The sequence below is a fragment of the Marinomonas profundi genome, from assembly GCF_020694005.1.
In the GTDB taxonomy this organism is placed as follows: domain Bacteria; phylum Pseudomonadota; class Gammaproteobacteria; order Pseudomonadales; family Marinomonadaceae; genus Marinomonas; species Marinomonas profundi.
This window is the reverse complement of record NZ_CP073013.1, coordinates 2205824-2230545: the sequence shown is the minus strand read 5'-3', so window position 1 is coordinate 2230545 and position 24722 is coordinate 2205824. Positions and strand designations below refer to the sequence as shown.

Below are 24722 nucleotides of genomic sequence, written 5' to 3'. Positions count from 1 at the left end.
AATAAGTAGCACGCTTATCCACCCTCCTTGGCAGGTAAGCGTGTGTCGGTTATTACTGAAATGTAAACGCTATGGATATTAGTTTATTTGATGATATTTACCTTGAGCATCCCACTCATACATAACGTAATCTGACACGGTTAAGTCGCCTTTTTCATCAAAATCTTTGACGCCCATAACAGTGTCAACAGAGTTCGATTTCAACCACTCCGCGCCTTTTATTGGATCAAGATTATTGTTCGCCAACGCCGCTACAGCAACTTGCATCGCGGTATAAGAGTACAAGGTGTAGCCTTCTGGCTCGTAACCACTATCGCGGAATTCTTGAATGATTTGTTTACCGGAAGGATAAGAGGTTGGTGGCGCACCAAAGGTCATCAATACGCCATCTACATATTCAGGAGAGCCCGAAACAGCAACAAATTCATCTGATACAATGCCGTCACCTGACATGAAAATAGCTTTCGAACCTTGCTCGCGCAACTGGCGCACCAATGGACCGGCTTCAGAGTGAAGGCCGCCAAAATACACCACATCCGCATCGACAGAACGAATTTTCGTAATCAGCGAGTTAAAGTCTTTTTCACCACGCGTCAAACCTTCGTACATGACTTCTTTCACGCCGTAAGCATTAAGAGTCGTTTTCATCGCGTCGGCAAGACCCTTACCATAGGTGTCTTTATCATGAATAATAGCGACTCGTTTAGCACCTAATTTATCAACAATATAACTTGCCGCCACATCGCCTTGCTGGTCATCACGACCACATACACGGAAAACCCCTGGCAAGCCATTATCGGTCAGCAACGGCGCGGTTGACGCGGGCGTCACCATCAATACGCCAGCTTCATCGTAGATTCGAGAAGCAGGCATGGAGGATGAAGAACAAAAGTGACCAATGACCGCCAACGCACCATCTGAGTCAACCAAACGGTTCGCCACAGACACCGCTTGCTTCGGTTCACAAGCATCGTCTGCTTTCACCAACTTAATCATTTCACCATTAACGCCTCCCGCAGCGTTAATATCTTGAGCGGCTTTTTCCGCCCCTTTCCACAATTGCTCTCCGAATGCTGCATAAGCCCCAGTATGAGGACCCGCAACACCGATGACCACATCCGCTTGAGCCAGTGTCACCGCACCCGCCACAGCAAGAGAAATTAATGTTTTTCTAACAACCGCATTTGACATAAGAAAAGCCTCTACTCGTTTTGTGTTTTATCGTTATTATTCAAAAGCAAGAAGCGTTCCAATAATTCAACCCTTAAAAAGGCAGTAAATATGGAACCTTTTACAGTAACTATTCAAAAAATGTGCACTGTAATGGACTAACACAGTAATAGCTGACCAAACTTTGGTCAATAGTAGTGCGCACAAATAATACAAATATGTGAAATAAAATTCTCAAAAAATCAAAAGGAACGACATTTAATACTTTTTTTTCTGACTTAATCAGTTTTTTTCACTTGAGAAAAATGAGCATGACGCGACAAGATGACAAGGCTAAAAATAGCCTGTGATAAAAAGGGTGAGAAAACTCACTAGGAAGCAGCAATAGGAACCATAAACAGGAACAAGGCGCCGATACAAAATCGACACGCCTTAATAATCTAATACAAAAGAGAAAATAAAAACTAACAAAAAGTCCGATTTTTTATCAAAAAAGTCTGGTTAACGGTAATTTATGATGTAGTACGGTTTATTTTTCATCCGATGGTAGCAATACCTCAGAAAGCGGCACGAGACGAACACCATCACGCTCTAACGCAGCGAGGCGTTTTTTAAGGTAAGCGGTCGTTTCAGGATAAGGATGACCAATCGCCAGCGCACTGCCATGGCGCCTAGCTAGCGTCAATAAGCGAGAAAATTGTCGATCAATCGCTTGCTCGGTGCGAATATTATCCAAAAAGACATCACGACTGACGGTTGGCAAACCGTATTCTTGCGCCGTTTTCTTTGCCACGCTTTTAGCGCTGGTTAAACTATCAATAAAAAATAACGACCGCCCTTGCAAGGTTTCCATCACCCATCTCATCGAGTCCGCTTTGGCCGTTAATAAACTCCCCATGTGATTATTTACGCCTTGTATACCCGGCAAGCTTTCAATCTCTCGGGTTAGGGTGTCTTTCAGTTCCGTCTCAGACATACGAGCATACAAGCCACCTGGGCCAAGCTTTAGTTCACGTAGATTTTCCATCGGCGCGTGCAGCAAGGTGATGCGTTGTTGCTTTTGCGACGCTAACGCCGTTTGTAACGCAAAAGGCGTGCCCGGCAAAATCGCCAGCGCAACCTCTGCTGGCAACAACAAAGACGATTTCATACCCTGTCGATTATAACCAAGATCATCAATCAAAATGGCAATTTGCGGCAATTTAGGATGCACATCAACCGCTAATATTTTGGCTGGCGTGATGCGTTTATTCGGCTGGTTGTCGAGTTCTGGAGGGGTAAACAAATCCGACTCATGCAGAACAGGAGCCTCTAAAAACGGCACAATCGACGGTGTCCAAGGTGCTGTCGTTTCCAGTATGTTCTGGCTAGGCAAGACGGGGAAAAGGTCATTAGGTTCACGAAGACTCGTTGCTTGCTCTACCAAGTCTTTCGTCTCATTGACGACCACCGGCCCTAAAGACTCAGGCAACACCCTCGAGTCGTCTTGCGTGGCGGCACTTTCTGCCATGGCCGTTTGCTCTTTCTCTGGCTCATCGCGGCCATTATTAGGCTCATCAATACTGTCAGGCTCACTAGTATTGTTAGGCTCAATCACATTACGACTATTCAGCCCATTATCGTCTGGCCGATCAACCGTATCCTCTGCCGCCTTTGCGCCCCCAGACAAGGCGAACAAAAACAACACAGCGACATACATTTTCTTAAACTCAAACTCAATATCAAACTTAAAATCAAACAAAGGAGCTGTTACCCCAACAATACGTTTGTAAAAAACAGATCTTTATTTCTGCACTAATTTAGGCAAGGTTTTCAGAATAGTGACCGCCTGGAATAACTGAAAATCGCTTTTTGCCAACTCACCAATATCGGAAGACACATCGGCACTGGTGCGTTCTTTCCCCCCCGTACCATTACCCAAATGCCCTTTTAACTCTGCCTCTTTGACAAAGAACTGCCCTTTATCAAAAGTTAACGTTGCTTGCGGAACAATCAGGTCTGGTGTGATGCCTTGCGCCTGAATAGAGCGACCATTTGGGGTGTAATAAAGCGCCGTCGTCAGCTTCACCGCATCGCCATTAGACAAAGGCACTACGGTTTGAACCGAGCCTTTACCGAAGGTTTCAGTCCCAAGAATTACCGCACGCTGATGATCCTGCAAAGCGCCAGCAACAATTTCCGACGCCGAAGCAGAGCCGTCGTTAACCAGCACAACCAGAGGCACATCACGCAACAGCGTACGTTTTCCAGATGCTTCAAACTGGCTCTTCGACATCTCATGGCGGCCATCGGTATACACAATAATGCCTTTATCAATAAAGGTATCCACCACCACCACCGCACTTTGTAATACGCCACCAGGATTATTACGCAAATCTAACACCACACCGCGAATCTCCTTTTCTTGCTTAAGTGTCTCGATGGCTTGGTTAAGCTCTTCGCCACTATCGCCTTGAAATTGGCTAATACGAAAATAAGCAATGCCGTCATCAAGCCATTTAACCGAGACGCTTTCATCTTCAACCAGACGACGAGTCAATTCGTATTGTTTAATTTCGCCATTGCGCTCAATATCCAACGTCACTTTGGTACCGATATCACCGCGCATCAATGTCACAATATCCTGCATACCAAGATTGGTGATGAGCGTATTATCGATTCGAATAATTACATCGCCCGGTAAAATCCCGGCTTCCGCGGCGGCGGAGCCGTCCACTGGCGTCACAATCGTCAGGCGGTTGTCTTTCATTTCTACTTCGACACCAATGCCCGCATAATTGCCAGACGTCAGCTCGTTAAAATCCACCAATTCCGTTTTAGTAAAATACTCAGAGTGCGGATCAAGCCCAGACACCATGCCTTTTAATGCTTTATTAAGAATGTCTTCATCGGACAGGGTTTCCACATAACCTTCACGTATGGTTTCAAAGGTTTCGACAAAAGATTGAATCTCAGCCGTCGGCAATTTGGATGCCGGTTGAGTATCGGCCGAGAAAGCCGGTTGAGCTAACAACAGCAGACATAAAATGGGCATTCGTTGACGCAAAATATTGATCATCTTTCTTCCTATGACTTTTTTACTCGCCGCAGACTGAGTGTGTTATGTGGGGTAACGGCCATAATAAGCTACCCAGCGTTGACCCAAGAGAGAGGTTTTAACGGCGTGCCATTGTGGCGAATGGCGAAAAACAACGCGGCATCTGGACGACCACCAGAACTGCCTGCCGTGGCCACAGTATCATTCGCCGCTACCCATTCTCCAACTTCTCTCAATAAACTTTGGTTGTAACCATATAATGACATATAGCCATCACCATGGTCTAAAATAAGTAAAAAACCAAACCCTCGCAACCAGTCCGAAAACACCACTCGACCAGAGAATATCGCATGAACTGGCTCACCTTCTTTCGCTCGCAAAGTGACGCCACCCAAGTTAACACTGCCTGCAGATGGCAAAGTAGAGAGCACGTTTAAAGGGCGAACAAGCTTGCCACGTAAAGAGGAAAAAGGCACGTCTTGATCGGGGATTTGTATATCCGCCAGCGCTTCTTCTAAGCGCTGCAGCATGGTTTGTAGATTTTGCTGGTCTTGTAATAATTGCTTAGCACGTTTGTCACCTTGCGCTAAGTCTTTATCAAGCTTCACTAATATATTTCGGCGCTCTGCTTGTTGATTGACCAGCAGACGCCGCTCTTCCTTTAATTGATTTTCTTCTTTGGCTTGTTGGGCTCGATGGCTGCGAATGCTTTTTTCAACTAAATTGAGATCGCTGACCTCAGTGACAAAGCCATTCACCAACGACTGCCTAGCGGTGGAAAAATATCGATTATATTGCACCAAACGTTGTACTTCTTCTGAGCTGTCACCATTTAGTAGCAACTTAATATTTTCTTCTTTACCAGAACGATAAACCGCCCTTAATTGGGCGGCTATTTGTGTATGTTGTTGCTGAATACTCAGCTGGAGAGACCGCTGCTGGATAGTGAGCTCTCCCAGCTGTTTATCGCCTTTTTTAAGGCTTTCTTGGATGCTCTGGATTTTTTTCAGCAATTCTTGGATGTCCTTTTCCCGGACTTCAAGCTGCTTTTCAACGCCTGATCGTTCAGATTTCACCTCTTTTAACCAGCCATTAAGCTTCTGCAAATCTTTTTGCAAGGCTTGGATTTGCTGTTTTGCCTCTTCTGGTGTTTGCGGCTCTCCCGCTGCCCAGCCTAGGCTGGGCAGCAGCAAAAAACACAAAAGAAAAGCACGATATAGTCGGATCATGCCCGCCTCATGCTCGTGTGAGCAAGCTCACACCTGTCATTTCTGCTGGTTTTTCCATGCCCATCATATCAAGCAAAGTCGGCGCAAGATCACACAAGGCGCCTTCTTTAATGCCTAATCCTTGCGTCGGCGTGAACAACACCAGAGGCACTGGCCCAATGGTATGAGAGGTCAAAGGCTGAGACCCGTCATCACTAAGCATCTGCTCTACGTTGCCATGATCCGCCGTGATCAAGCATTGACCGCCGTTCGCTTGCAAAGCTTCAATGATTCGACCTAAACAAGCATCCACGGCTTCAACCGCTTTCACCGCCGCGTCAAAAATACCACTGTGACCCACCATATCGCCGTTGGCAAAGTTACAGATAATGGTGTCGTATTTGCCCGCATTAATGACTTCAACCAGCTTGTCTGTGACTTCTGGCGCACTCATTTCTGGCTGCAGATCGTACGTTGCGACATTGGGGGAAGGGATTAACTCACGCTCTTCGCCATCAAATAAGGCTTCTTCGCCACCATTAAAGAAAAAGGTGACATGGGCGTACTTTTCCGTTTCGGCAATACGCAACTGCTTCTTGCCTTGTTTCGCCAACACTTCACCAAAAGTATTGCTGAGTGCAACAGGAGGAAAAGCCACACCCGCTTTAATATCGGAAGCAAATTCAGTAAAGGTCACAAACGCCGCTAGCGTTGGGTAAACAGCTCGAGGAAAACCATCAAAATCGGCATCGGTGAAAGCACGGGTTAATTGGCGCGCACGATCAGGGCGGAAGTTAGCGAAAATAATTGCATCACCATCTTGTACGGGAACAGAGTCACCAATCACGGTCGCTTTGACAAACTCATCGTTTTCGTCACGGTCATAGGCCGCTTGAATCGCCTGCTCTGTGGTCGCCGCTTGAAACTCACCCTTGCCTAATACAATGGCATCATAAGCGGTTTGCACCCGATCCCAACGATTATCACGGTCCATGGCAAAATAGCGGCCCGTTAAGGTCGCAATTTTACCCACACCTAATTCGGCAAGTTTAGCGTCTAACGCCGCCGCAGGGGTTTTGGCAGAACGCGGTGGCGTGTCACGACCATCGGTAAAACCATGTACATAAACGGCTTTCGCACCACGTTTTGCGGCTAATTCACACATCGCCATGATTTGTTCATGATGACTGTGAACGCCACCATCAGACAACAAGCCTAAAATATGCACCGCTTTACCGGCACTGACGGCTTTATCGACCGCATTAACAAGGGCTTCGTTTTCAAAGAACGAACCGTCTTCAATGGCCTTACCGATGCGAGTAAAGTTTTGATAAACCACTCGACCTGCGCCTAAGTTCATATGGCCTACTTCCGAGTTACCCATCTGACCTTCGGGTAAACCCACCGCTAAGCCAGAGGTTTTAATCAGCGTATGCGGGTGATTGGCCCACAATGCATCCCAGTTTGGTGTGTTTGCCGCGGCAATAGCGTTCGATGTAGAGGTTTCACTGTATCCCCATCCGTCAAGAATGAAGAGGGCGGTGGTTTTTTTGTTCATGTTAATCTATCCCGTAACTTGATCATGAATATCATTAGATACTATCACAGGCTTGTAATTTAATTACAGACTAGCGAGGCTATTCGGACTATTAATTTCACTAATAGAAACCTTTTCGCGACTACTGAGCTTTGCCAACAACCAGTCGCGAAAAATCACCACGGGTTCAAGGTCGGCTTTATCCATAGGGTAGGACAAAAGATATTCATGAGGCGTCGCCACAGCCTTACCAAACGGCGCCACCAGCTCGCCATTATTTAAACTCCGTTCGGCTAATATCGTCGGCATAATGGCAATGCCCATGCTGTTTTTCGCCGCTTCCAACAACATGTGAAAATGCGCAAACGACGCCCCCGCAAAAGAGCCACTTTCCAGCCCTTGCGCCACCATCCAATCCGGCCAAGCGTTAATGCGAGAAGATAAATGCAAGAAAGGGAATGAGGTGACATCTTCAACCTTCCACGCATCAAATGGCTTGTCGCCAATACGAGTCAATAATTCCGCTGAGCAAACCGCAACCACACTCTCTTTCATCAATTGATGCGAAATCGCCCGCGGCCAATGATCACCACCATAATGCAAAATAATATCGATGCTTTCAGGGTCGATCTTCGCCGCATCATCCAATGAACGAACTTTAATTTGAAACTGAGGGTGCGCCAATTGAAATTCAGCCAGCAAGGGCATTAGCCAATAAGACGCCAAAGTAGGCAGCGCAGATAGGGTCAAGGTGGTTTTTTCGTCTTCTCGATGCAACATACGTAAACAGGCGTTTTCCATGCCATCCAATAAAGGCACCACTTCTTTGTAATACGCCGCCCCAGTGCCCGTTAAGACCAAACGTTTATTAAGACGAATGAACAAATCTCGTGACAAAAACTCTTCAAGGTTACGAATCTGGCGACTAACGGCGCTTTGAGTGAGATGCAGCTCTTCCGCCGCCTTGGTAAAGCTCAGATGTCGGACCGAGGCTTCAAAACATTTTAATGCAGTTGACGACGGGATATAACGGCGCATGGTGACGTTACTCATTTACATAATGAAAAGACAAAAAAGAAGACAATCACTGTATCCTATAACACGCTTATTCCCAACCAGTAAAACAAAAAACGCACCATAAAGATGCGTTATAGACAAGCAAATGAATAACTCCGCCCCAAGGGGCGAGATATCAGTGTGTCATTCCCTCGAAGGAGGCTGTCGCTAAAGGTTGTCAGCGAAGGTTGGGGAAGTTTTGTAGGCCTGATGAGGGAGGTACGACCGTAATCAGGCGTGTGACGTTATTTAGCCTGCAATTGGTTGATTTATATTGTTTTTTGTCGGCCTTATAGGCCGTCAAAAGCCCGATAACACCAAACCAAAAACCTTGACGCGCTAAAGCACGACCAAGATCGACGGACTACTCCAAAGCATGAGACTGTTGCCCGAGGTGATAAGTATGAGCACCTACTTCATAAAATAAACGCTTCAGCTCTCTGAAAGAAATATCTCTCAGCACAGTAGTCGGTATCGACAAACTGTCTCTTCGACCCGAAAGCCATTCTGCCAACTCCACACCCACTACAGTACCGGGTCCAATTCCTCGGCCACTGTAACCGGCCACACTAAACAGCCCTTTTTGCAATTGCTGACAATGGGGCAAATGGTCTTCGCTGTAGGCAATTTTTCCTGTCCAGCAGTAATCCCACTCAACCTTGCTTAACATCGGAAATAACTCGGTAACGCGCTGGGTTGCCCAATTTGACAGCACACTGCCCTCGCCGCCCATACCACCAAACACTAGGCGACCTTGCTGATCCAAGCGAAATGAACTCATCACGGTACAAGTGTCCCAAACGCCCTCTTTATTAGGTAACACACTGGCCAATTGCACCTCGCTTAACGGCTTGGTCGCCAATTGAGAATAAAAGATCGGCACAAACTTACGTGCTTGCTCTTTGACACCAAATTCACTGTAGGCATTGGTGGCCAGAATCACTTTTTCAGCGTGCACCTGACCCTTATCGGTAGACACAATCCAACCGTTTTCCGTCGGTTCAATCTTGCTTACGGGCGAATAATCGAAAAGCCGAGCGCCTTCTTTGATGGCCGCATGAGCAAGCCCTCGAGCATACGCCAAGGGCTGTATGGTTCCCGCACGCGGATCAAACAACGCCGAGTTGAATTTGCTTGAGCCAATACGCGCTTGCGCTTCTGCGGCATCCAAAAGCTGAACGGGCGCACCACGTTTTTTCATTTGCTCATAACGGCGCTGCAATTGCGCTAAACCAGTTTTACCAACGCCTGCATGCAAGGTGCCATTGCGAACGGGCTCACACTGGATATCGTACTCTTTGATTAAACCATAAACGACATCTGGTGCCGCCGCCAAGGCCTTGTACATGACACGGCCCGCGTCTGGCCCGATGGTTTTATCCAGTTGATCTGGCTCCAGCCAAACGCCAGCGTTCGCCAGACCGACATTACGACCTGATCCACCAAAGCCCACTTCTTGAGCTTCAATCACAGCAACAGAAATGCCAAATTTAGCCAAATGCAAGGCCGCCGACAGACCGGTAAAGCCCGCGCCAACAATCACCACCTCCACATCAACACGCTCTTCAAGGGGCGACAATAGCGGCGCAGCGGGCGCACTGGCACGCCATAAAGAGTTGCAGACTTTTTCAGACATAAGACGACCTCACAAGGAAGCGGATAAAAACGACAATAGGCGAGATACAACCCGCCTATTGGATTGTTTAAAGAAAAACTTATTCGAAAACAATGCCCTGTGCTAATGGCAAGTCGCCGCCGTAGTTGACGGTGTTGGTGGTACGGCGCATGTAGTTTCTCCACGCATCCGATCCTGACTCACGGCCGCCGCCGGTTTCTTTTTCGCCACCAAACGCGCCGCCGATTTCCGCACCAGACGTACCTATGTTAACGTTAGCAATACCGCAATCAGAACCCGCTGGCGACATAAACATTTCGGCTTCACGCATGCTTTCTGTGAAAACCGCAGAAGACAAGCCTTGTGGTACTTCGTTTTGAATGTCAATCGCTTCCTCAAACGTCTTGTAAGTCAACACATACATGATAGGTGCAAAGGTTTCTTCATGGACAATTGGCGCATCGTGAGCAATACGCACAATGGCTGGACGCACATAAAACCCACCAGCAGGCACGCCTTCGGTGACACGTTCGCCACCACAGACAATCTCACCACCTTGTTTTTTCGCGGTTTCTAAGGCCGCTTGCATACGATTAAAGCTGCCTTCGTCAATTAATGGTCCGACAAGATTGCCTTCCACTATTGGGCTACCCACACGAAGCGAACCGTAAGATTTTGCCAAACGCTCAACCAAGCCGTCCACAATGGCTTCATGGGTAATCAAGCGACGCAATGTGGTACAACGCTGACCCGCCGTACCTGCTGCAGAGAATACAATCGCCCGCAACGCAAGATCTAGATCCGCTGTATCCGAGACGATCATTGCGTTGTTGCCGCCAAGCTCTAACAAAGAACGACCTAAACGGCCTGCCACGGTTTTCGCCACTGCACGACCCATGACCGTAGAACCCGTCGCCGATACCAGCGGGAAGGTCTCGCTCGCGGCAATCGCTTCACCAAGATCTCGATCACCTATCATCACAGACACGGCCGCTTTTGGAATATCTGGCATATCGGCAATGACATTTTGTGCGATCTGATACATGGCCAAGGCACACAACGGCGCTTTTTCAGACGGCTTAAGCAACACAGGGTCGCCACAAACGAGCCCCAGCATGGTATTCCAAGCCCACACCGCCATAGGGAAGTTAAACGCGGTAATCACCGCAACAGGGCCCAGTGGATGCCATTGTTCCATCATGCGATGGCCAGGACGCTCAGAGACGATAGACAAACCGTGCAACATGCGAGACTGACCCACAGCAAAGTCACACACGTCGATCCACTCTTGCACTTCGCCCAAGGCTTCCGGCACAATTTTACCCGCTTCCAACGAAATGACCTGTGCCAATTCATTTTTGTACTTACGTGCTTCGTCACCAATACGACGCACCAACTCACCGCGACGTGGCGCAGGAATAGTACGCAATACTTTAAACGCGTCTTGTAATTCTGCATTAACCTTATCTAGCTGCGCAGGCGTGGCATTGTTAAAGGTCGACAATACGGCCCCGTCAATTGGACTGTGAGCGGAAAAAGTGCTGCCTTCACCCAAAGCAAGCGTGTTGCCGGTTAATACACTGTAAAAGGTATCGCCTTGTTTTAGCGTATTAACGCCGAGTGTTTCTAAGCAAGTAAGTGACATATGAACCTCTAAAATTTATCTAATAAATCGTGCAAGCATTCCTTCACCTTAACCAGCCCAGATTAGAATGAGAAATACCGTTTTCCTGCCAGTGGTCTAGTTTTTACCTATAGCCAGACAAACGCCCCATAGGTATATTAGAAAGGAGCGCAAAAAACGATCCTCAAAAGAGCTGCCTATTAAAAGAGCACACAGATGGACATTCGATCACTACGTTATTTTATTGCCGTTTACGAAGAGCGCAGTCTGAGCGCCGCCGCCAAACGCTGTTTTGTTGCACAACCCTCTATTTCTACCACGGTTTCGCAATTAGAAGATGACCTAGGCACGAAACTCTTTGTGCGCCATTCAAAAGGCGTATCGCCTACCGACAGCGGTTCACAACTCTATCCTCACGCCTGCAAAATGGTCAGCGACCTCAGCGCCATGCGCAGTTTATTCAGCGACACACCCACACCGCTGGCGCTGTCTATTTCCTTGACGCCATTTTTGTCTGGCGCGTTAATCAGTCAAGTGATCAAAACCATGTTAGACGAAGTGCACGGGCTGACCTTAAAGCTAGTCGATGAATCCGAAAGCGCCGACTTACGTTTTACCTGCCAGCGCTACACCACAGAAGAAGATGTGTTTTACCCACTTTGGGAAGACGACTATGTGATCGCCATGCCACTAGATCATTGGCTGGCGGATTTCCCCTCGGTGTCGATCAAGCAAATAGACAAACAGCCCTTCATTTCACGGACCCCATGTGACATTTTGGAATCATGGAACTATTTAATGCAGAAGCAAGAACTCACCACAGACGTTCGTGCTCAGGTAAAAACCGAAGAATACGCGCTAGATTTGGTTGCGGCGGGATTGGGAATTTCTTTGATTCCAGAACACTCCGCTCGGGGACGCAATGACCTGTGTTTACGCCCCCTAAACGATGTCAAACTAAAACGCATGGTAGGCTTGGCACACAAAAAAGAGCGCAGTTTTCCGGCGCATCTGATCAATACGATTCTAACTGCCAAGCAGCAGCTGTTGGTCAATAAAAACCCAACCGATATACGAGTCGCATAACTTTTACGCATCACAAGGTGCGTTTTTACCTTTTGCATTACCGCTAATTACTGCACTACAGTAACTAAATCGATCCGACACTATGGCAGGAAATCTTATGAAACCAACCGACTTTTTCGCATCCTTATGGGATCACTACACCACCATCACGCCACAGGCTCAGCGTATTCAGCAACTTTTTAAAAGCCATGGCGAAAACGTCCTGAACGATCACGTTGCCTTTCGCACCTTTAACAACTCACCGATTTCCTTAGAGAAGCTGGAAGCGCAATTAGAAGCCATTGGCTATAAAGCTTATGGCGCGTTTCGCTTCGAAAACAAACACCTAAAAGCCCGTTGTTACCAACATCAAACGGATGTGGACTCGCCGAAGGTCTTTTTGTCGGAATTATTAGTAGAAGAGCTACCCGCCAACTGCCAAGAGATTATTGGCAAGTTTATCGCACAAATTCCTGCCGATGCCGTGCAAACACCGGCGATTTTTTGGGCGGGTAAATTATGGCAGACGCCAACCGAAGACGAATACCTTGCCTTAGCCGAGCACAGCGAATACGCCGCTTGGTTATCGACTATGGGGTTACAAGCCAACCACTTCACTGTCAGCATCAACCACTTGACGACCTTCCCGACCATTGAAGCAGTAAACACCTTGCTGCAAAACGAGGGTTACGCACTAAACCAAGTGGGAGGTTTGGTCAAAGGCTCACCAGAACTGTTTTTAGAGCAGTCATCAACCATGGCCGACAAGGTCAACTACACTTTCGCCGATGGCAAACAAAAAACCATCCCCAGCTGCTTTTATGAATTCGCCCGTCGCCACACCATGCCAGATGGCAAACTGTTCGACAGCTTTATCGAAGGCAACGCCGACAAAATCTTCGACTCCACCAGCGCGAAGTAACGATCCGGCCAATGAAAAGACGATAACGAGCCCAAGTGGCTCGTTTTTTGTGCCCGTCTGCTAGGTAAGAATCATCGCCTTCGATCCTGGACACTTTTCGACGCTGAAATTTTTATGCTAAAAACCCTTGAGTACTGTGACGAGCCAAACTAGTCGCCTGAGAGTCTGTACCGATTCTGCTGGCCGTGTATAATGCTCGCAGTTTAAATATGGGCTTTACGATTATGATGAACCAACTTATTGAATTTTCTATCAACCACTGGGAAATGGTCGCTGTTTTTATTGCGATTCTTGCCACACTACTTTTTGTTGAAAGCAAGGGCGGCGCCCAAGGGCTCACGCCTTCTGCGGCGACTAACCTAATGAATAGCGAAGACGCTGTTGTTGTCGATATTCGTCCCGAGAAAGAGTTCAACACGGGCCACATTACAGGCGCACTGAACATTCCTGCGACTAAAATGAAAGACAACATGAACCGTCTTGAGAAACATAAAGACGCCCCCATTATTATTGTTTGCAAATCTGGTGTGACCTCTGGCGCCAGCGCTAAAGACTTGAAAAAAGCAGGCTTTAGTAAAATATACAAACTTCAAGGTGGCATTGCGGAATGGCAATCTTCTAACCTGCCACTGGTTAAAGGATAATTAAACATGGCCACTGTGACCATTTACTCAAGCGACTACTGTCCATTTTGTGTTAGAGCAAAACAACTATTAACGGCAAAGAACATTGCCTTTAATGAAATTCGGGTTGATGGAGAGCGCGAGTTACGCCAACAAATGATGGAAAAGAGTGGTCGTCATACTGTCCCACAAATTTGGATTGGTGAGCGACACGTTGGCGGCTGTGACGATCTTTACGCCCTTGAACGTGAACATAAATTAGACACTCTACTGGCCCAATAAAAACATTAACAAAAAGGAACCAACATGTCCGACGCAGTTGAAACACCAGAAGCTCAAACACAAGAAGCTCAAACGCCACAACTTTCTATGCAGCGCGTGTTTTTAAAAGACATTTCGTTTGAATCTCCTCGTTCACCCATGATTTTCCAAGAAGAGTGGAAGCCGGAGATTGGCTTAGAATTAAACACTAAAAGCCGTCAAGTGGGTGAAGGTGTTTATGAAGTCGTGCTTGAAATCACTGTAACGGTAAAAAACAATGGCAACACCGGCTACCTAGTGCAAGTCCAACAAGGTGGTTTGTTTGTTATTTCGGGTCTTGATGACCAGCAATTGCATCACGCTTTAGGTGCTTTCTGCCCTGCTACGTTATTCCCGTACGCTCGTGAAAACATCGATGCAGTGATTGTTAAAGGCAGCTTCCCAGCCGTTATGTTGGCCCCCATCAACTTTGATGCCTTGTACGTTGAAAGCTTGCAAAAACAACAAGCGGAAACCACTCAGTAAACCCTATTGAGTGACCAAAACGATTCAAAACAATAAAAAAGGAGGCGACGCCTCTTTTTTTTGTTGCATAATAAGGACACCGCCTCATTCTAAAATCATCCGTCAAAATGGAACTGTGATGAAAAAGAAAAAGAAACCTTGTCCGAATTGTCTAAAAGCCCGCTGGCTGATTCTTTATCTCGGTTGTTTTGCCTTACTCGGCGTACTCATCGTCCACCAATTCTTAGAGAAAGGAATGTAATGAGAGCCTTGCACACTTTAAAGTCGAGCATTTTCCTAGTGGCTTTGAGTTTTCTGACGGGTTGCGCCACGTACAAACAAGACATTGATGCTGGATTAAGCTTAGCAAAAGAAGGCGACTGGAAAGGCGCTGAAAGTAAGCTCGAGGGCATATTAGATAGCCCCGAAGACAAACTACTCTATTACATGGAAATCGGCGCCCTTGCCCAAAATCAAGGCGACTTCGAGCGCAGTAATGCGCTGCTAGAACAGGCTGAAAGGTTAAGCGACACCTTTTTCCCCGACAACTTCTCCAACCGCTCTTGGGCGTTACTAAGCAACCCAAGGCAAAGCGATTATCGCGGTAGCGGCATGGAGCGCGTTTACATCAGCTACCTTAAATCATTAAATTATTTGGCCTTGGCGGAGCAAGAATCAACCCTCACCAAAAAACGCCAATTAAACGATGCCGCTTTAGTCGAAGTACGCCGCATTGATATTAAACTCAATGAAATTCGTGCGCAAAACCCCAGTTATCAAGACCTCAACGCCAAAGAAAACCAAGCTTTCTACCTGAAAGCATTAAGTTGGTTAGGCGATTTTTACACTGGTGGACGCGACACCGACAAATTTCTCTATCGGGATGATGCCTGGGCTCGTTACCTGGAAGGTTTGCAGTACGAAATAAGCGGCGACTACGACGACGCTCGAATCAGCTATCAAAAAGCCGCCAACCTTTATCAAGATGGCTACGCCAAACAGTACGATTTACCCAGTGTCACCGCAGAGCGCGCTTGGTTAGATGTCATTCGTATGATGCAAAAAGGCGGCTACAATCACAGAGAGATTCAACGACAAATCGACACCCAGCTTTCAGCAGAAATGCAAACAACCCTCAAGCAATACCAGAAAGGCGATGCCGAGTTAGTGATTTTGGAACACCAAGGTTTTATTCCTGATAAAAGTGAAATGACGGTATTGTTGTATGCCGATCCAAACGCCTATTCTTTGGTGCTTGAGCCGCTGCATGGCGGTGGAACACAAGCCGCAAACGATGCTTTTCGCTGGTTTACCATGGTGTATGCCGACATTAACCCACTGAACCTGATTGCCAACTATAAAACAGGCGGCGCATGGGGCACATTTTCCGGTATTTTCACCAAGCGCGTGATTCTTGGACGCCCCGCTTGGCAACAGCTCAGTTCAAGCAAGGTCGATACATTGCTAACCGAGCAAGTGGTACGTGTCACCGTGCCATATTATCAACGCTTTACCTTGGATCAACACCAACCGACCCTACAGCTCAACCAGACAACGAAAAACACCAAGGTCGATCATCCTACCATTACCCGTGGTTTGACTATGACCTCGCTGGCGGACATTGCACTACAAGAACAACTCGCACAAGCACAAAGGGATATTTACGAAAGCTTAGTAAGGGAACTGTTACGCAGCTGGTTAGCGTATCAGGTATCCTCCAATGTGCAGGATCAAAATGCGGCGTTGATTTTAAACCTTATTGGCCAAGTAGCGGTCTTTGCCTCTTCTGCCGCCGATACGCGAAACTGGCTAACCTTGCCAGCCCAAGTCAGATTAACACGAGAACCGCTCTCTCCTGGAGACTACACACCAACCTATAAAGTAAATGAAAATGTGTTCTCGCTTGGCAAGGTCACTCTAGAAGCCAACAAAATTAAAGTTTGGAATCTACGCAATCCCTATTAAATTGATTACACTAACGGCTTGGCATCAGGCTAAAACGGACGTAAGGAAAATATCATGCGCATTGGCACACTTAAACAGTCTAATTTGATTTCTCTCTCCTGGAAGGGATTAGTCGCCCTCTCTATGGCCGTGTTATTAACCGCTTGTTCCGGCAGCGTTAAGCGCCTAGACAGCAACGAAGACGTCATGTTGTCTGACCGCTGGAATGACACAGACTCACGCCTCGTGGCAGAAGAAATGATGGGCGACATGCTCACCTTCCCTTGGTTCCGTGACTACAATTTCAGCAACAAAGGCAACCCGACGGTTATTGTTCAAACCATTCGCAACAAAACCTCTGAGCACATTCCGGTTGATACCTTCATTAACGACATCAAACGCAGCCTTTTACGCGCGGGCAAAGTCGACTTTGTTGTTTCCGGTGCGGAACGAGACGACATTCGCACAGAACGTGAAGAGCAAGAACTCAACGCGGCACCCGATACCGTGGCTAAATTTGGTCTAGAACAAGGCGCTGGGTTTGCACTGTCTGGCACCATCAACTCAATTGTCGACTCCAATGGCGACCAACGAGTGAGCTTCTATCAAGTCGATTTGAAATTGATCGACATGACCACCAACCGTGAAGTCTGGAACGGTCAGAAGAAAATCAAAAAATTGGCAGATAAAGGCTTTTTCTAACCATGAAACTCTCTGCACTTCCTTCGGTACTCAATAGCCTGATGCTGACTGGGCTATTGCTCAGTTTGGCGGGCTGTTCAATCATCGATACCCAAACCGCTCAAAATGAAGAGACGATGCCCGATTGGGTATCGTCTCCGCCACAAAGTAACACGCATTTGTATGGCGTTGGCAGCGCACCACGGATTGAAAATATCGCCTTAGCCTTCACTCAAGCCGAGCAAAATGGCAATGCGCAAATCGCACAACAGCTACGTACTCAAGTTAGCCAAACCAATACCCAAGACACGCAAGTACGATCGGGACAAGGCGAAGAACAAGTATCGAAAATAGCCACCGCCTATACGCAAGTGACAACGTCACCGATTGAGCTGGAACAAGCGATAAACGAAAAACGCTTCACTGGGAAAAACTATGTTTACGCCCTACAATCCCTTGATCGCAGCCGCATTATTGCCAAACTACAAGGTGCAATTCGTGACACCGACGAGATGATTCGCACGCAGGCAGGCTTGCTAACCGCAACAACAGAAGCACACCCAGCGGCACCGCAAGATTGGCAGACTTATATGCGGCTGATTCCCTATTTTGCTCAACGCCAATCGTATCAAGACGAACTCAACCTCTACTCAACACAAAGAAGCGCCCTAGGCAAAGCGGATGCCGATATTCAACACACAGAGCAACGTCTCAACCAAGCGCTGAGCAGTTATGGTTTTGACGCATCGAAAACAAGACAGGCCGACGCCCTTGCCAGCGCCCTCTCGCATTATGGTCTCACCCCAAAAAGCGACTCACTCTTTCTGCTTAACAGCCGAACCGTACAGCACCATGAGACACAAGACGGACGCTTTTACGCCTTTGAAGACGGCACCCTAGAACTCATCGCCCCAACGGGTTCGCGCCTAGCCTCTTGGAGCGTCAGCGCCAGAGGCATTGGCAAAAGCCTCACCAGCGCGCAAGAAAAAGCCACCGTCAACTGGTCGAATCAAGCCATTGAAGCCCTGTTTACCTGGTTGACGCGTTTAGATTAAAGCCTCTAGATACTAATAAATAACCCGCCCCAAGGGGCGAGGTATTTACCCTAAGCAATTAATTGATAAGTCTAGATGCTATTAATTTGATAAAAAAAACGGCCCTAATCAATAGGGCCGTTTTTTGTTTTCTAAAGACAGCAATAGCGCTATTTTTACAGCAATCCTATTGCAAGGAACGGAAAAGCAACGATCAAGGCCAGACGCAATAAATCGGCAATCACAAATGGCATGACGCCTTTGTACATGTCCCCAATGGAGATATGCGGGGCCACCGACTTAATAACAAAGACGTTCATTCCGACAGGCGGTGTAATCAAACCGAGTTCAACCGTAATAACCGCCACAATCCCGAACCAAATGGGATCAAAACCCGCCGCTTCAATTAATGGATACACCACGGGCACAGTCAGCAACAACATGGCAATACTGTCCATCACACAACCTAGCAGCATGAAGATAATCAACACACACAATAAGATCATATAAGGGCTAAGCTGAAGACTGTCGACATATTCGACCAATGAAAAAGAAATACGCGATACAGATAAAAAGTAGCCAAAAATCTCCGCACCAATGATCATAAAGAAGATCATCGCAGACATGACTAAGGTTTCACCAACGGCGTCTTTAAATTGCTCAAAACGCATGCCACGAAACAAGGCGATCACTAGTGTTGCGCCAGCGCCCACCGCCGATGCTTCTGTTGGGGTAAACCAACCAGTGTAAATCCCACCAATAATAAATACAAAAACCCCAGTAAAAGGCACTAAACCTTTTAACCCAAGCAATTTCTCCTTTAAGGTCGTCGCCTGACCCGGTTGTGCAATATTCGGAAAAACGCTAACAAGTACCGCCACAGTCAATCCATACATTACCAAGCCAAGCAAACCAGGCACCATGCCAGCAATAAACATATCGCCAACAGATTGTTCCGTAATCAAGGCATACAAGAGCAAGGCAATAGAAGGCGGAATCATGATGCCCAATGTACCACCAGCCGCCAAAACCCCTGTTGCCAAAGTCGGTGCATAGCCATTTTTTTCCATTTCAGGTAATGCTACACGAGACATGCTTGCAGCTGTCGCCATAGAAGAGCCGGAAATCGCCGAGAAAATACCGCAAGACATAACCGCGGCCAATCCCATTCCGCCTCGCCAGCTACCAAACATTGCCCTTGAGCCATCAAAAAGCTCTTGCGACATCCTCGCTTTTGACGCAAACACCCCCATCAAAATAAACATCGGAATAGGGCTAAAACTGTAATTAGACAGGGTTTCAAACGGGCCACTTGCCAATATAGAAACCGCAGGATCAAATGCAACAATCCAACCAAAACCTACAAAACCTGCCAACGCCATAGTTAATGCAACGGGCGCACGCAGTGCAATTAATAACAACATGGCAGCAATACAAATGATGCCGATCATTGATGTACTCATGACGCTGTCTTCCTGCAAACTAATAATTGAAGCGTATGCACTGTGGCAGATACCGCGAGCATGGCCGTGGCAAATGCCGCGACACCATAAAAATAGGTTAATGGGATCAACAAATCCTGAGTGGTTTCATAACTCATCGCCGCCTCATCCACCAAATGATAAAAACCGTAACTCATACCAACACCCATCAAACCAAAGCAGAACATGTAGATGGCTTCTAATACTCTTTTGCTTCTTGCTGGAAGCCGCTCCGTAAACAGGTCAACAATGACCTGAGAACGGCTAACAGAGTGAGGCAAAATGAAGAGCACAGTAAATAGCAGACTGTATTTTACCAACTCGATTCCCCCTAGAATGGTCCAATCAACAGATCCATCCGTCATGGTAAAAAGACCTCTGGTAAACACATCCCACAGGGTAACCACCATCATTGCGATTAAGAAAAACCCGCCCAATAGGTGCATTCCATGGGTTATACGCTCGACTATTTGAGCTATCACCTTCATTTAAATCTCTCCAACTGCCTCTACTCGAAACATTTAACGAAATAACGTTATTGACACGCTGACTGAGACAATTCAACAGCACGAGCATAGACTTTATAAGACGGTAAGCCTTTCTCTTGTAACTCGTTCAAATAATCTTCTGTTGCCTGATAAAGCACAGGTTTCCATAGAGGGTTCTCGGCACCGCCCTCAATAACATTGATTTTATGGCCCATTTCAATGGCTTGAGTACGGCCGTTAGTATCTAAGTCATCAAATACCACTGCCGCTTTTTTCGCCCACTCCATACCGGAGTTATGATCGATGACTTCTTTAAGATCCGCAGGCAAACTGTTATAGAAAGATTTATTAATCGACATCACAAAGGCCAATGTATAAAGACCACCGACCTCAGTATGATGTTGGGTTAACTCATTAAGACGGAAGGTATATTGACCTTCCCACGGCAACGAAACCCCATCAATGACACCACGCTGAGCAGACTGATACGCATCAGGTGCTGGCATGCCAACAGGCTGTGCTCCTAAACCTTCAAGCAATTTTGCGACCACCGCGGTTGGACGACGAATACGTAAACCCGCTAAATCTTCTGGCGTATTAATTTCTTTGTCTACCGTATGAATCGCGCCCGCACCATGTGTAAACATGAAAAGAGGTTTGGTTTCGCGGTATTCGCTCGTAATCAGACCTTCATCGTATAAAGACTGAACGATACAAGAGCCTTGAGCGGCATTTTGAGTCACACCAGGTAATTCAACAATCTGCGTCAAAGGGAAACGGTTTGCGGTATAACCTTGGACCGCAACCGACGCATCGGCAATACGGCTTTTCACTGCATCATATTGAGCCGGTGACTTGGCTAACGTACTAGAGGGATAAATTTGTACATCAATACGTCCGTTTGATTCTGTCTCGACCGCCTCGGCCCATTTTTGAAATAGACCTTTACTTGGGCCTGACACCTCGGGAAAGAAATGACTGAAACGCAAAGTATACTCTGCGGATGCATTTGCTTGCGCACTAACAATAGCGGAAGCAGCAACGGCCGTGATAGCGGCGTGCTTCATTATTTTTATCATAATCGACTCCAAAGTAGCTTTGTTGTTTTTATCTCATTGTTCACACTGATCACAGGATGCTTGCGACCACTATACTTAAAGAAGACTAGCAACCTAATCTTCAAAAAGGTAATTGATTATAAATCCAAGGTATTGAAAAATTGGATAGCGACAGCGTTTTTTTAAAGAAACGAAGCGTTCTTAAAGATCAGATAAAATTCAAAATAGCATATAAAATATTGATATTTAATAAATAAAAATGAAATCACTTTTATTAGCAAAAAAACAAACAAGGTTCATTTTTTGCTAATAAAGTGTTTTCAAAACAGTTTATTTGCTCAAATCTTCGTAAGGCAAGCCAACATATTGCATCGCAATGATACGACGCCCAGCTTCGGTGTCGGTGTAGAAATTCAATTCTGAGCTCATAAATTTCTCATGCGTCGCAGCGTCAGTATCATGAACATCGCCCTGACCAAAGTCGTGCAGCATACTGGTCATCCACCAAGAGAAACGCTCCCCATGCCAAACACGACGCAAGCAAATGTCTGAGTACTGAGAAATACAGCCTTTGTCGCCTTCTTTGTAAACCCGTGTCATCACTTTATACAAGGTCGCCACGTCAGACGCCGCTAAATTCAGCCCTTTTGCTCCCGTTGGCGGAACAATGTGCGCCGCATCGCCAACCAGAAATAAGTGACCGTATTGCATCGGTTCACAGACAAAAGACCGCAGTGGCGCAATACTTTTTTCAATACTTGGCCCAGTCACTAGCTTGGCCGCCACATCGTCAGGAAGACGACGTTTTAGCTCTGTCCAGAAATCGTCATCGCTCCAATCTTCCGCTTTATCGGTCAACGGCACTTGGAGATAATAACGCGAGCGCGTTGCCGAACGCATACTCGTCATAGCAAAACCGCGATCTGTCTTACAATAAATCAACTCATGGTTGACCGGTGGCGTGTCAGACAACACCCCTAACCAACCAAACGGGTAGACACGCTCAAACTCTTTACGCGACGACTCGGGTATGGTTTGACGCGATACGCCATGGAAACCATCACAACCCGCAATGTAGTCACAATCCAATCGGTGTTGCTCGCCGTTCTGTTCAAAAGTCACATAAGGCGCATCGGTTTTGACATCATGTAACTCCACATTGCTGGATTCGTAATAAGTGGTTAAACCCGCACCGGCGCGTGCTTCCATCAAATCACGTGTCACTTCCGTTTGGCCATACACCATCACAGTGCTACCGCCAGTGAGCTTTTCTAATTCGATCTGCACACGTTTGTTGTTAAAGGCCAACTCAACACCGGTATGCACTTGACCTTCTCTGTCCATGCGCTCGCCAACGCCCGCTTCGCGCAGCAAATCCGTCATGCCCTGCTCAAGCACACCAGCACGAATACGCCCAAGAATGTACTCGCCTGACACCCGTTCAATAATAATGTTCTCAATGCCTTGTTTGGCTAACAATTGACCCAGTAATAGACCTGATGGGCCGGCACCAATAATCGCAACTTGTGTTTTCATGCTTCTCTCCGATTTATTGTTATTGTCCAATACCAATAGCTAAAATGGCATCTAGTACCCATAATAATGAGAGATTCAGGCAGAATACGTTAGGTTATTTTTCATCAAAAAATTGTACTTTTTGCTTATTTAGCACAGTTATTTGCCTTTTAAACACAGTTACTTGTCTTTTTAACACAGTCACTTGTCTATTTAGCACAGTATAATTTGTTCATTTACCACAGTAAGAAGAGCCCATGAAACACCTCAACATCCCTCACTTTGGCCTTTATGGTGAATCCAGCTGGATCAATGATCCAGAGTTTTTCCATATTGAAGACATAGAATCGCGCAGCGGAGACCTAGGTTGGAAAATAAACCCACATCGACATGCACAGCTTTTTCAAATACTTATTTTAAAGGCCGGTGAAGTCAATGTGCAGCTCGACGCTGAGCAGTATCGGCTGCGCGGGGCGTGGGCGATTATTGTGCCAGCCGGGGTAGTACATGGGTTTCGTTTCGCGCCAGAGACCGACGGGCGCGTCATTAGCATTGCAGAGCCCTTGCTTGAAGATGTCTACAAGGAAAAGTCTGCAAAATTCATTCAACCCTTGCTTAGCCAAGCGTGTTATATCGATTTTAATGCGCACCGCACTGTTTTTTCTGAGCTTTGGCCGCTCATCCAACAACTTGAACGTGAGTCAGCTATTATTCGTGAAGGGCGCGCCTTAATGAGCGAATATCTCATCAAAGCCATTTTATTATTGTTACACCGCCAGCAGGCAAATGACGCGGTCACCAACACCAATAAAACCGAACTTAGCCAAGCCCAACAGCTCAAAGAACTGATCGAAAAACACTACCGAGAACATTGGACCAGCCATCAATACGCAGAGAAACTAAACACCTCGATCAGCCGCTTAAACCGCCTCAGTAAAACCGCGTTTAACCAAAGCACACTAGAACTAATACATGACCGAGTCTTACTCGAAGCAAAGCGCAGCCTGATTTATACCGCCCGTTCAGTAGAAGAAATAAGTTACGATTTGGGCTTTAAAGACCCGGGCTACTTCTCACGTTTTTTTAAGCGCTCAACAGGCGTCCCGCCGGGAAAATTTCGTGCATTGAGCAACCAGCCCGCGATTTGATGAATTTTTCTAACCTATCAGCTGAAAATTGATCGTTTGCCGATTCATTAGCTGAGCCCTATTATAAACAGCGTCAACCATGACTTATTTTGATAGGAGAATCATTATGAAAAACGAGATGAAATACGATACTTTTGGCAACCTTGACACTGATTACTATGTGGAAAAAGCCTACGAATTACGTCGTGCTTACTTCACCGCTCTAATCAAGAAAATGACAGCAAACGTTAAAGCATTTTTTGCCAATGTTACCGCTAGTCGCCCACTAAAATCGGCTTCTCAGCACTAAGATCAGCGTTTTATTTTTCACAAACCTTTACGTCACTTTATTTGCTTTTTTACTGCCGTTGTCGCTTTTGCTGTTTTGCATAATCAAACGCACTAACAACCGTGGTCGAGACAAATACCCTCCTGACGCTAAGGCCCCAATGTTCCCGAAGATCGAAAGGCAAAAATAACAAATCGATCCGGTAACGGGGGCTTCTTCAGTATCCAAACCAACAAACCACCCCGCTCTAACAAACTATCCAAATCAACAAACTATCCAAATCAACAAACTATCCAAATCAACAAACCATCCCGCTCTTACCAATCCGCTCGCTGCCATGGTTACCCCTTTTTCTTCTACTGCATTTTATTTGACCGCCTTAGAGTCGATTCCCTCTAGATCAAAAATCACACGTCATGAAAGTGTCATAAATACGACATAAAATCCTTTCAACAACATCCACTCACCCTGACTATATTTGAG

The 24722-nt window shown here is 46.6% G+C and carries 22 protein-coding genes; 10 read left to right on the top strand and 12 right to left on the bottom strand.

The window, feature by feature from the left end:
* Positions 1–78: 78 nt before the first annotated feature.
* The 8 genes from J8N69_RS10435 to amaB all read right to left on the bottom strand — a co-directional run bounded on the left by J8N69_RS10435 (position 79) and on the right by amaB (position 11268).
* Positions 79–1191, bottom strand: a complete 1113-nt coding sequence (locus tag J8N69_RS10435) for a branched-chain amino acid ABC transporter substrate-binding protein (protein WP_168824392.1) — start codon at positions 1189–1191, stop codon at positions 79–81.
* 508 nt (positions 1192–1699) lie between these two features.
* Positions 1700–2911, bottom strand: coding sequence for a divergent polysaccharide deacetylase family protein (locus J8N69_RS10430; RefSeq protein WP_227803870.1), 1212 nt, complete (start codon positions 2909–2911; stop codon positions 1700–1702).
* A 42-nt stretch (positions 2912–2953) separates the two neighbouring features.
* On the bottom strand, positions 2954–4228 hold the full coding sequence (locus J8N69_RS10425) for a S41 family peptidase (protein ID WP_168824390.1): 1275 nt from the start codon (positions 4226–4228) through the stop codon (positions 2954–2956).
* 68 nt (positions 4229–4296) lie between these two features.
* Positions 4297–5436: a murein hydrolase activator EnvC family protein gene (locus tag J8N69_RS10420; protein ID WP_168824388.1), complete on the bottom strand. Its 1140-nt coding sequence runs from the start codon at positions 5434–5436 to the stop codon at positions 4297–4299.
* A gap of 7 nt (positions 5437–5443) precedes the next feature.
* The gene (gpmI, locus tag J8N69_RS10415) at positions 5444–6973 is read right to left on the bottom strand and encodes a 2,3-bisphosphoglycerate-independent phosphoglycerate mutase (protein ID WP_168824386.1); all 1530 of its coding nucleotides are present in this window, start codon (positions 6971–6973) and stop codon (positions 5444–5446) included.
* A 63-nt stretch (positions 6974–7036) separates the two neighbouring features.
* Positions 7037–7990 carry a LysR substrate-binding domain-containing protein gene (locus J8N69_RS10410; RefSeq protein WP_168824385.1) on the bottom strand — a complete coding sequence of 318 codons (954 nt, stop codon included), beginning with the start codon at positions 7988–7990 and terminating at the stop codon, positions 7037–7039.
* 382 nt (positions 7991–8372) lie between these two features.
* The gene (locus J8N69_RS10405) at positions 8373–9644 is read right to left on the bottom strand and encodes an NAD(P)/FAD-dependent oxidoreductase (protein ID WP_168824383.1); all 1272 of its coding nucleotides are present in this window, start codon (positions 9642–9644) and stop codon (positions 8373–8375) included.
* A 79-nt stretch (positions 9645–9723) separates the two neighbouring features.
* Positions 9724–11268, bottom strand: a complete 1545-nt coding sequence (gene amaB / locus J8N69_RS10400) for an L-piperidine-6-carboxylate dehydrogenase (RefSeq protein WP_168824381.1) — start codon at positions 11266–11268, stop codon at positions 9724–9726.
* A 195-nt stretch (positions 11269–11463) separates the two neighbouring features.
* Here amaB and J8N69_RS10395 point away from each other — a divergent pair, with 195 nt between their 5' ends.
* The 8 genes from J8N69_RS10395 to J8N69_RS10360 all read left to right on the top strand — a co-directional run bounded on the left by J8N69_RS10395 (position 11464) and on the right by J8N69_RS10360 (position 18302).
* Complete coding sequence (locus J8N69_RS10395; RefSeq protein WP_168824379.1) at positions 11464–12333, top strand: LysR family transcriptional regulator; 870 nt, start codon at positions 11464–11466, stop codon at positions 12331–12333.
* Between the two features lie 97 nt (positions 12334–12430).
* Entirely contained in the window at positions 12431–13234 is an 804-nt protein-coding gene (locus tag J8N69_RS10390; protein WP_168824377.1) for a DUF1338 domain-containing protein, read from the top strand.
* Between the two features lie 224 nt (positions 13235–13458).
* Positions 13459–13878, top strand: a complete 420-nt coding sequence (locus J8N69_RS10385; RefSeq protein WP_227803869.1) for a rhodanese-like domain-containing protein — start codon at positions 13459–13461, stop codon at positions 13876–13878.
* Between the two features lie 6 nt (positions 13879–13884).
* Positions 13885–14139 carry a glutaredoxin 3 gene (gene grxC / locus J8N69_RS10380; RefSeq protein WP_168824374.1) on the top strand — a complete coding sequence of 85 codons (255 nt, stop codon included), beginning with the start codon at positions 13885–13887 and terminating at the stop codon, positions 14137–14139.
* Positions 14140–14163: 24 nt separating this feature from the next.
* Positions 14164–14643 (top strand): protein-export chaperone SecB, encoded by a 480-nt coding sequence (secB, locus tag J8N69_RS10375; RefSeq protein WP_168824372.1) that lies wholly within the window; start codon positions 14164–14166, stop codon positions 14641–14643.
* A 249-nt stretch (positions 14644–14892) separates the two neighbouring features.
* Entirely contained in the window at positions 14893–16587 is a 1695-nt protein-coding gene (locus J8N69_RS10370) for a hypothetical protein (RefSeq protein ID WP_227803868.1), read from the top strand.
* A 54-nt stretch (positions 16588–16641) separates the two neighbouring features.
* A complete protein-coding gene (locus tag J8N69_RS10365; RefSeq protein WP_168824368.1) occupies positions 16642–17268 on the top strand; it encodes a penicillin-binding protein activator LpoB in 627 nt (208 codons plus the stop codon).
* Positions 17269–17270: 2 nt separating this feature from the next.
* A complete protein-coding gene (locus J8N69_RS10360) occupies positions 17271–18302 on the top strand; it encodes an LPP20 family lipoprotein (protein ID WP_168824366.1) in 1032 nt (343 codons plus the stop codon).
* Positions 18303–18457: 155 nt separating this feature from the next.
* On the opposite strand, the gene J8N69_RS10355 is transcribed toward J8N69_RS10360, so the two are convergent.
* The 4 genes from J8N69_RS10355 to pobA all read right to left on the bottom strand — a co-directional run bounded on the left by J8N69_RS10355 (position 18458) and on the right by pobA (position 22844).
* The gene (locus tag J8N69_RS10355; RefSeq protein WP_168824364.1) at positions 18458–19744 is read right to left on the bottom strand and encodes a TRAP transporter large permease; all 1287 of its coding nucleotides are present in this window, start codon (positions 19742–19744) and stop codon (positions 18458–18460) included.
* Positions 19741–20250, bottom strand: a complete 510-nt coding sequence (locus J8N69_RS10350; protein WP_168824362.1) for a TRAP transporter small permease — start codon at positions 20248–20250, stop codon at positions 19741–19743. Before J8N69_RS10350 ends, J8N69_RS10355 begins: the two co-directional genes overlap by 4 nt.
* A 47-nt stretch (positions 20251–20297) precedes the next feature.
* The gene (locus J8N69_RS10345) at positions 20298–21329 is read right to left on the bottom strand and encodes a TRAP transporter substrate-binding protein (RefSeq protein ID WP_168824360.1); all 1032 of its coding nucleotides are present in this window, start codon (positions 21327–21329) and stop codon (positions 20298–20300) included.
* 309 nt (positions 21330–21638) lie between these two features.
* Positions 21639–22844, bottom strand: coding sequence for a 4-hydroxybenzoate 3-monooxygenase (pobA, locus tag J8N69_RS10340; RefSeq protein WP_168824358.1), 1206 nt, complete (start codon positions 22842–22844; stop codon positions 21639–21641).
* A 236-nt stretch (positions 22845–23080) separates the two neighbouring features.
* Here pobA and J8N69_RS10335 point away from each other — a divergent pair, with 236 nt between their 5' ends.
* The gene (locus tag J8N69_RS10335) at positions 23081–23971 is read left to right on the top strand and encodes a helix-turn-helix domain-containing protein (RefSeq protein ID WP_168824356.1); all 891 of its coding nucleotides are present in this window, start codon (positions 23081–23083) and stop codon (positions 23969–23971) included.
* 106 nt (positions 23972–24077) lie between these two features.
* Positions 24078–24260, top strand: coding sequence for an RSP_7527 family protein (locus J8N69_RS10330; RefSeq protein ID WP_168824354.1), 183 nt, complete (start codon positions 24078–24080; stop codon positions 24258–24260).
* The last annotated feature ends 462 nt before the right edge of the window (positions 24261–24722 follow it).